We start from the raw sequence: 6658 nt of genomic DNA, 5'->3' as shown, positions 1-6658 counted from the left end.
AACGCCTCGCTGAAGCTGGTGCCGAAGAAGGCACGAGCGAGTTCGACCTTCCCAAGCCCAAAGAGATCTTCGGTTTTCTCGAGGAGTACGTCATCGGTCAAGAACCGGCCAAACGCGCTCTCGCCGTGGCCGTGTACAACCACTACAAGCGCGTTCGTTCGCGTGCAACCCTCACCGCAGCGGATGCGATCCACGACGACGTCGAAATCGCCAAGTCCAACATTCTTCTGATCGGCCCCACGGGTTGCGGCAAGACGTATCTTGCGCAGACTCTGGCCAAGAAGCTCAACGTTCCTTTTGCCGTCGCCGATGCCACGGCCCTCACCGAGGCCGGCTACGTCGGAGAAGACGTCGAGAACATCCTTCTCAAGCTCATTCAGGCGGCCGACTACGACGTGAAGCGCGCCGAAACCGGCATTATCTACATCGACGAAATCGACAAGATTGCCCGTAAGGCCGAGAACCCCTCCATTACTCGCGACGTGTCGGGTGAGGGTGTGCAGCAGGCCCTGCTCAAGATCCTGGAGGGTACGGTTGCCTCCGTGCCGCCCCAGGGCGGTCGCAAGCACCCGCACCAGGAATTCATCCAGGTCGACACCACCAACGTGCTGTTCATCGTGGCCGGGGCCTTCGCCGGTCTGGAGGACATCATCTCGTCGCGTGCGGGAAAGAAAGGCATCGGCTTCGGTGCCCCGCTGCACAGCAAGGGCGATGACGTCAATCTCTTCAGCGAGGTTCTCCCCGAAGATCTGCACAAGTTCGGCCTCATCCCGGAATTCATCGGGCGACTGCCCGTTGTCACGACGGTGACGCAGCTCGATCAGGTTGCGCTCATGCAGATTCTGACCGTGCCGAAGAACGCGCTTGTGCGCCAGTACCAGCGCATGTTCGAAATCGACGGTGTCGAGCTCGACTTCGAGCAGCCGGCGCTGGAAGCCATCGCCGACCTGGCGGTACTCCGTAAGACGGGTGCGCGCGGGCTGCGCGCGATCATGGAAGAGGTTCTGGGGCCGATCATGTTCGAGGTTCCCTCGAGCGAAGATGTGGCCAGGGTCATCATTACGCGGGACTCGGTGCTGAACAATGCGGCGCCGACTCTGGTGCTGCATTCGGAACTGCGCGAGGACAAGTCCGCCTAGGTCTGGGGCCAACCCCGTTGGTCGAGGCGAGAGAGTTTGTTCGTCCGATCCGTTGGTCGAGGCGCGACGAAGGAGCGATCGATCCGTTGGTCGAGGCGCGACGAAGGAGCGATCGAGACCTCGCGAGCCGATCTTCGTACCTGGCATGCGCCGCGCGGAGTGTCTCACCTGGTCTCGATCGCTCGTGCCTCGCGCCTCGACCGGCGGGTCTTGCTCGTGCCTCGCGCCTCGACCGGCGGGTCTTGCTCGCGCCTCGACCGGCGGGTTTTGCTCGTGCCTCGCGCCTCGACCGGCGGGTAGTGTGTAAACCACTGCCCGCACCCGATCGAGGTCGTTGCCGGCAAATTTCGTCATCACGGAGGAGCTGAATGAGGGGTGTGCTCCAACCCGTGTCCACGGGCATCGTCGCGGCGCTGACCGGTTTCGCGAGTTCCTTCGTACTGGTGATCGCCGGGTTGCGTGCCGTCGGCGCCACCGACGCTCAGGCCGCCTCTGGCCTGTTGGCTCTCTGCCTGCTTGTCGGTGTCGTCTGCATCGCACTGCCGTGGTACTTCAAAATGCCGATCTCCTTTGCCTGGTCCACGCCCGGCGCGGCACTCCTCGTGGCGGCAGGGGCCGTCACCGACGACTTCGGTGCTGCGATCGGCGCGTTCCTCGTCTGCGGTGCCCTCACCGTGTTGAGCGGCCTCTGGCCGGCCCTGAGCCGGGCCATCACGAGCATTCCGAAACCGCTGGCCGGTGCCATGCTCGCGGGGATTCTCTTTCCCATCTGCCTCGCCCCGATCACCGCCGCGATCGAGCAGCCGGTGCTGGCCATTCCCGTCATTCTCGTGTGGCTGATCCTCTATCGGCTGGCTCCCGCCTGGGCCGTACCGGCGGCCATGCTCGCCGCTGGTATCGGTATCGCCCTGACCGCCGGCACAGGCTGGGCTACCGGAGCGTCGGCGGCTCCCGCGCTCGTCTTCACGGCCCCGGTTTTCGATCCGATCGTGATCGTCAGCCTGGGGCTGCCGTTGTTCGTTGTGACGATGGCCGGGCAGAACGTTCCCGGATTCGCCGTGATGAGCACGTTCGGTTACCAGACCCCGCCGCGCCCCGTACTGCTGAGCTCGGGGCTCGCGACCGTCGTCGGGAGCGTCTTCGGCGTGCACAGCATCAACCTCGCGGCGATCACGGCGGCCCTGATGGCGAGCCCCGAGGCGCACCGTGATCCCGCTAGGCGGTGGATCGCCACGGTGTCCTCGGGCGTGGCCTACGTGGGGCTCGGCCTCTGCGCCGTTCTGGCCACGGCACTCGTAGCGGCGTCCCCGCCCGTGTTGATCATTGCGGTGGCGGGTCTGGCCCTGCTGGGTGCGCTGCTGACCAGCCTCACCGGTGCCCTCGAAGAACCGCGCCATCGCATCACGGCTATCGCAACGTTCCTGGTCACCGCATCCGGCATCTCCGTACTCGGTATCGGGTCGGCCTTCTGGGGACTCGTCGTGGGCGGGATCATCATGCTTTGGCTTGGCTGGGGCCGTGCCCTGAGCGGCGCAACGTAGGCCGGCAGAGCCGCTCCGGCTCTGCCGGCCTGCCTCTAGTTCAGGCCTCTGCGGTCGAGGAGCGGCTGGATGCTCGCGGCACGACCACGCCAGTCCACGTAGGCCTCAAGCGGGTCTTTGCTGCCGCCGACACCTAACAGGCGGTCACGGAATCGGTCGCCGTTCTGGCGCGTGAGACCGCCGTTGTCCTTGAACCATTCCACGGTGTCTGCATCAAGCACCTCGCTCCAGATGTAGGAGTAATAGCCCGCGTCATAGCCGCCCGAGAATGTGTGGGCGAAATACGTGCTGGCATACCGCGTGGGCACCAGCGGATTGTCAAGACCGACAGCTGCGAGGGCCGCGGCCTCGAACTCGGCAACGTCGGTGACGACGGTGTCGGCGTCAATGCGGTGCCAGGCCTGATCGAGCAGCGCAGCGGCGAGGTACTCGCTGGTGGAGAAACCTTCGTTGAAGGTGGCGGACGCCTGAATGCGGTCAACAAGGTATTGAGGCATGGCCTCACCGGTTTCCACGTGACGAGCGAAGTTGGCGAGCACCTCTGGCCACAGCATCCACATCTCGTTCACCTGGCTGGGGAACTCCACGAAGTCACGGTACACGTTGGTGCCGGCGAATTTCGGATACGTCACCTGGGCGAACAGACCGTGCAGGGCGTGGCCGAACTCGTGGAACAGTGTGACGACCTGGTCGAAGCTCAAGAGGGTTGCCTCGCCCGAGGCAGGCTTCGCCACGTTGAGGTTGTTGCACACCACGGTGGGGGAACCGAGCAGGCTCGACTGGGAAATCAGTGGGTTCATCCAGGCACCGCCGCGCTTCGAATCTCGGGTGTAGAAATCTCCGATGTACAGTCCGACCGGCGATCCGTCGGTGTTGGTGACCTCGAAGACGCGGGACTCCGGGTGCCACCCCGCCAGATCAGATCGTTCCGCGAAGGTCACCCCGTACAACTTCTCCGCCGCGTAGAACACGCCATCGTGCAGCACCGTCTCAAGCTCGAAGTAGGGACGCATCGCAGCGGTGTCCACGTCGTACTTTTCCTGCCGCACCTTCTCGGTGTAGAACGCCCAGTCCCACGCCTCCAGCGTGAAGTCGGCACCCGTGGAAGCCACGTAGGCCTGCAGGTCGGCTTGCTCGATGCGGGCATTACGGGCTGCCGCCGGGGCGAGCCGACCGAGCATGTCCGCGACGGCTTCCGGTGTCTTGGCCGTTTCGTCGGCGGTGACGTAGGCGGCGTGGCTGTCGAAGCCGAGCAGGCGCGCGCGCACCGCCCGGAGGTGGGTGATGTCGATCACGAGCGCGCGGTTGTCGTTCTCGCCGCCACGGATGCCGCGCGACTGGGACGCCGTCAGCAGGCGTTCTCGCACGGACCGGTTCGTGAGATCGGCGAGGTACGGGTGCGACGTGGGCAACACGAGCGTGAGCAGGTATTTGCCGGGAAGGCCGCGCTCTGTCGCGGCCTCGGCCGCCGCAGAAATCTCGCCCGAGGCCAGGCCGTCGAGTTCCTCACGGGTATCGACGACGACGGCCAGGTCGTTCGTGTCGGCGAGCAGGTTCTTCTCGAAGCGCGTTGTGAGTGTCGACAGTCGCTTGTTGTACTCGCGCAGGGTGCTCTTGTCGAGGTCGGAGAGGGCCGCGCCGGCGAGCGTGAACTCCGTGAAGTAGCGCTCCAGGAGGTAGACGGCCTCGGCGGGGAGGCCAAGGGTCGTGCGCACGTCGTGCAGCGCCGCGATGCGTCCGTAGAGCTCCGGATCAAGCCGAATGGCATCCGCATGCGCGGCGAGCTGCGGGGCGAGCTCTTCCTCCAGCGCGTTCGTGAAATCGTTGGAATCGGACGAACTCCTGGTAAAGAACACCGCGGCCACCCGGTCAAGGATGCGGCCGCTGCGCTCGAGCGGAACCATGGTGTTGGAGAAGGTGGGGGCGGCGGTTGTGGCCGTGATCGCCGCTATCTCGGCGAGCTGCTCCGCGAATCCGAGCTCGAAGGCGGGACGATAATGTTCCTCCGCTATCTCGGAAAAGGGTGGCAGCTGGTACGGCAGTGTGCTGGCGGCGACGAAGGGATTGACAGTTTCATCCATGTGACCACCCTAGTTGGGCATCTGCGCCTAGGCTCAGGGCATGACTGAGGTGCCTGACGTGCCCACTGACCCGGAAATCGCTCCGCGTGATGAGTACACCCATGGACACCACGCAAGCGTTCTGCGCTCGCATACGTGGCGTACCGTGAGAAATTCCGCCGCCTACCTCTTACCCGAGCTGAAGGCCGGACTGACCGTGCTCGACGTGGGCTGCGGGCCTGGAACGATCACGGTGGATTTGGCTCGCCGGGTGTATCCAGGTCAGGTGACCGGCATCGACGCCGATGCCGGCATCGTCACGCATGCCGGCGGTGTGGCTTTCGACGAGGGTGTCGGTAACACTGATTTCCGCGTCGGAAACGTCTACTCTCTCGAATTCGCCGATGCGACCTTCGACGTTGTCCACGCCCACCAGGTCATGCAGCACCTGGCGAACCCCGTCGAGGCCATGCGGGAGATCCGGCGAGTCCTGAAGCCCGGTGGGCTTCTGGCGGCCCGAGACGTGGACTACGGGGGAGTGACGGTCTACCCGAACCTGCCCGGCCTGGCCGCGTGGATGAGCACCTACCGAGACGTGCACTACTGGAACGGCGGCGAGCCGGATGCCGGTCGTCACCTGAAGGCGTGGGCACGAAAGGCGGGTTTCCGGGACGTGACCGCAAGTGCGTCTGTCTGGTGCTTCAGCACGGACGCCGAGCGCGAGTGGTGGGGCCGGTCGTGGGCCGAGCGTGCCACAGAATCCGCCTTCGCGGCGCATGCCATCGAGTCCGGCGTCGCGGACCTCGCCGACCTTGAGAACATCGCCGACGCTTGGCGCCAGTGGGCGGGTGATCCGGACGGCTGGTTGGCTATGCCGCACGGAGAGATCCTCGCACGCACCTGAACCGGGACATCCGCGCCGTGGCCGGCGCGGTCATGAGGCCGAGGCGATCCTGGTGGCCAGCCGGTGCGAACGCGACTTACCTCGCGGGCGACCGGGAGACGGCCACCCGGTGGAATCAGATGACCACAGGGCAGTCGTCATCCGGGACGGTCGAACTAGATCCAGTCGTCTTCGTCTTCGTCGCTGGCGATCGGCTGCGTGATCGTGGCGCTGTCCTCTGCCGCGTCGTAGCGGATGACGGTGCCGTCGTCGAGTTCGATCACGGGCTTGCCCTCGAGCCAGGTGAGCGTCCAGCGCCAGGTCGACGTGTCGGTATCGACGCCCGCGAGGTCGCCCTCAACGGCCTGCAGGGCGATCTCCACGACGTCCGGGAGCCCGGAGGGGACCGAACCGCCCAGTGCCCAGCGTGTTCCGAGCTGCATGGCCTAGACCGCGATCTCGTAGGTAACCCAGTCGGTGCGCGTGCCGACCTGGTCGTAGAGAATCTGCGCGGTCGCGTTGTCGGCACCCGTGATGAGTCGAACAGGGCTGAGGTTGTGGTCCGCGGCGTAGCGCTTGACGAAGTCGATGATGGCGCGACCGACGCCGGCACCGCGAGCATCTGCTGCAACGAACAGGTCATCGAGGTAGAGGCCGGTGGTGGCGCTCAGCGTCTGGGGAACCGGACGGTAGTGGGCCAGGCCGACAAAAGTGCCCTCGTCGTCGACCGCGACGGCACCGACGAGCGGGTGGTTCTTGTCAATGATCCAGCTCCACACTTGCAGGGCCTTCTCATCGGTGACCGCACTCTCGTAGAACTCGCTGTAGCCCTCGAAGAGGCCCAGCCACGAAAAGAAATCCTTGTCGCCCAGCGGGCGTACGTGTACTGACATGCGGTGCTCCTAACTTTCCGACACGGTGGCGAACACAATGTCGGTCACAGCCAACTCGCTGCCCTCAACAAAAATTAGTTCATCGATCCGACCAACTGCTTTGAGATCAGCGGCGGCCAGCGCAAGCAGACCGACCTCTGGT

The 6658-nt window shown here is 64.9% G+C and carries 6 protein-coding genes; 3 read left to right on the top strand and 3 right to left on the bottom strand.

Translation table 11 applies throughout. The features are described 5' to 3' along the window. Both clpX and JF66_RS13465 read left to right on the top strand, forming a co-directional pair. On the top strand, nucleotides 1-1139 hold a 1139-nt coding region (clpX, locus tag JF66_RS13470; RefSeq protein ID WP_035878968.1), incomplete at its 5' end, for an ATP-dependent Clp protease ATP-binding subunit ClpX. A 368-nt stretch (nucleotides 1140-1507) separates the two neighbouring features. Continuing rightward, complete coding sequence (locus tag JF66_RS13465) at nucleotides 1508-2680, top strand: benzoate/H(+) symporter BenE family transporter (protein WP_035878967.1); 1173 nt, start codon at nucleotides 1508-1510, stop codon at nucleotides 2678-2680. A gap of 35 nt (nucleotides 2681-2715) precedes the next feature. Here JF66_RS13465 and JF66_RS13460 read toward each other — a convergent pair whose 3' ends face one another. Then, complete coding sequence (locus JF66_RS13460) at nucleotides 2716-4761, bottom strand: M3 family metallopeptidase (RefSeq protein ID WP_035878965.1); 2046 nt, start codon at nucleotides 4759-4761, stop codon at nucleotides 2716-2718. A gap of 40 nt (nucleotides 4762-4801) precedes the next feature. On the opposite strand from JF66_RS13460, the gene JF66_RS13455 reads away from it, so the two are divergent. Then, nucleotides 4802-5644, top strand: a complete 843-nt coding sequence (locus JF66_RS13455; RefSeq protein WP_051973531.1) for a methyltransferase domain-containing protein — start codon at nucleotides 4802-4804, stop codon at nucleotides 5642-5644. Between the two features lie 155 nt (nucleotides 5645-5799). Here the strand turns inward: JF66_RS13455 and JF66_RS13450 are convergent, their stop codons facing one another. Both JF66_RS13450 and JF66_RS13445 read right to left on the bottom strand, forming a co-directional pair. Beyond that, entirely contained in the window at nucleotides 5800-6066 is a 267-nt protein-coding gene (locus JF66_RS13450) for a hypothetical protein (protein WP_035878964.1), read from the bottom strand. Nucleotides 6067-6069: 3 nt separating this feature from the next. Further along, a complete protein-coding gene (locus JF66_RS13445) occupies nucleotides 6070-6516 on the bottom strand; it encodes a GNAT family N-acetyltransferase (protein WP_035878963.1) in 447 nt (148 codons plus the stop codon). Between the last annotated feature and the right edge of the window lie 142 nt (nucleotides 6517-6658).

The organism is Cryobacterium sp. MLB-32 (genome assembly GCF_000738085.1).
Lineage (GTDB): Bacteria > Actinomycetota > Actinomycetes > Actinomycetales > Microbacteriaceae > Cryobacterium.
This window is presented reverse-complemented; position numbering and strand designations above follow the sequence as displayed.

Excerpts from the sequence above, each read along its gene's own strand:
- JF66_RS13455 (WP_051973531.1), top strand. The coding sequence starts at position 4,802 with ATGACTGAGGTGCCTGACGTGCCCACTGACCCGGAAATCGCTCCGCGT.
- JF66_RS13445 (WP_035878963.1), bottom strand. The coding sequence starts at position 6,516 with ATGTCAGTACACGTACGCCCGCTGGGCGACAAGGATTTCTTTTCGTGG.
- JF66_RS13450 (WP_035878964.1), bottom strand. The coding sequence starts at position 6,066 with ATGCAGCTCGGAACACGCTGGGCACTGGGCGGTTCGGTCCCCTCCGGG.
- JF66_RS13460 (WP_035878965.1), bottom strand. The coding sequence starts at position 4,761 with ATGGATGAAACTGTCAATCCCTTCGTCGCCGCCAGCACACTGCCGTAC.
- JF66_RS13465 (WP_035878967.1), top strand. The coding sequence starts at position 1,508 with ATGAGGGGTGTGCTCCAACCCGTGTCCACGGGCATCGTCGCGGCGCTG.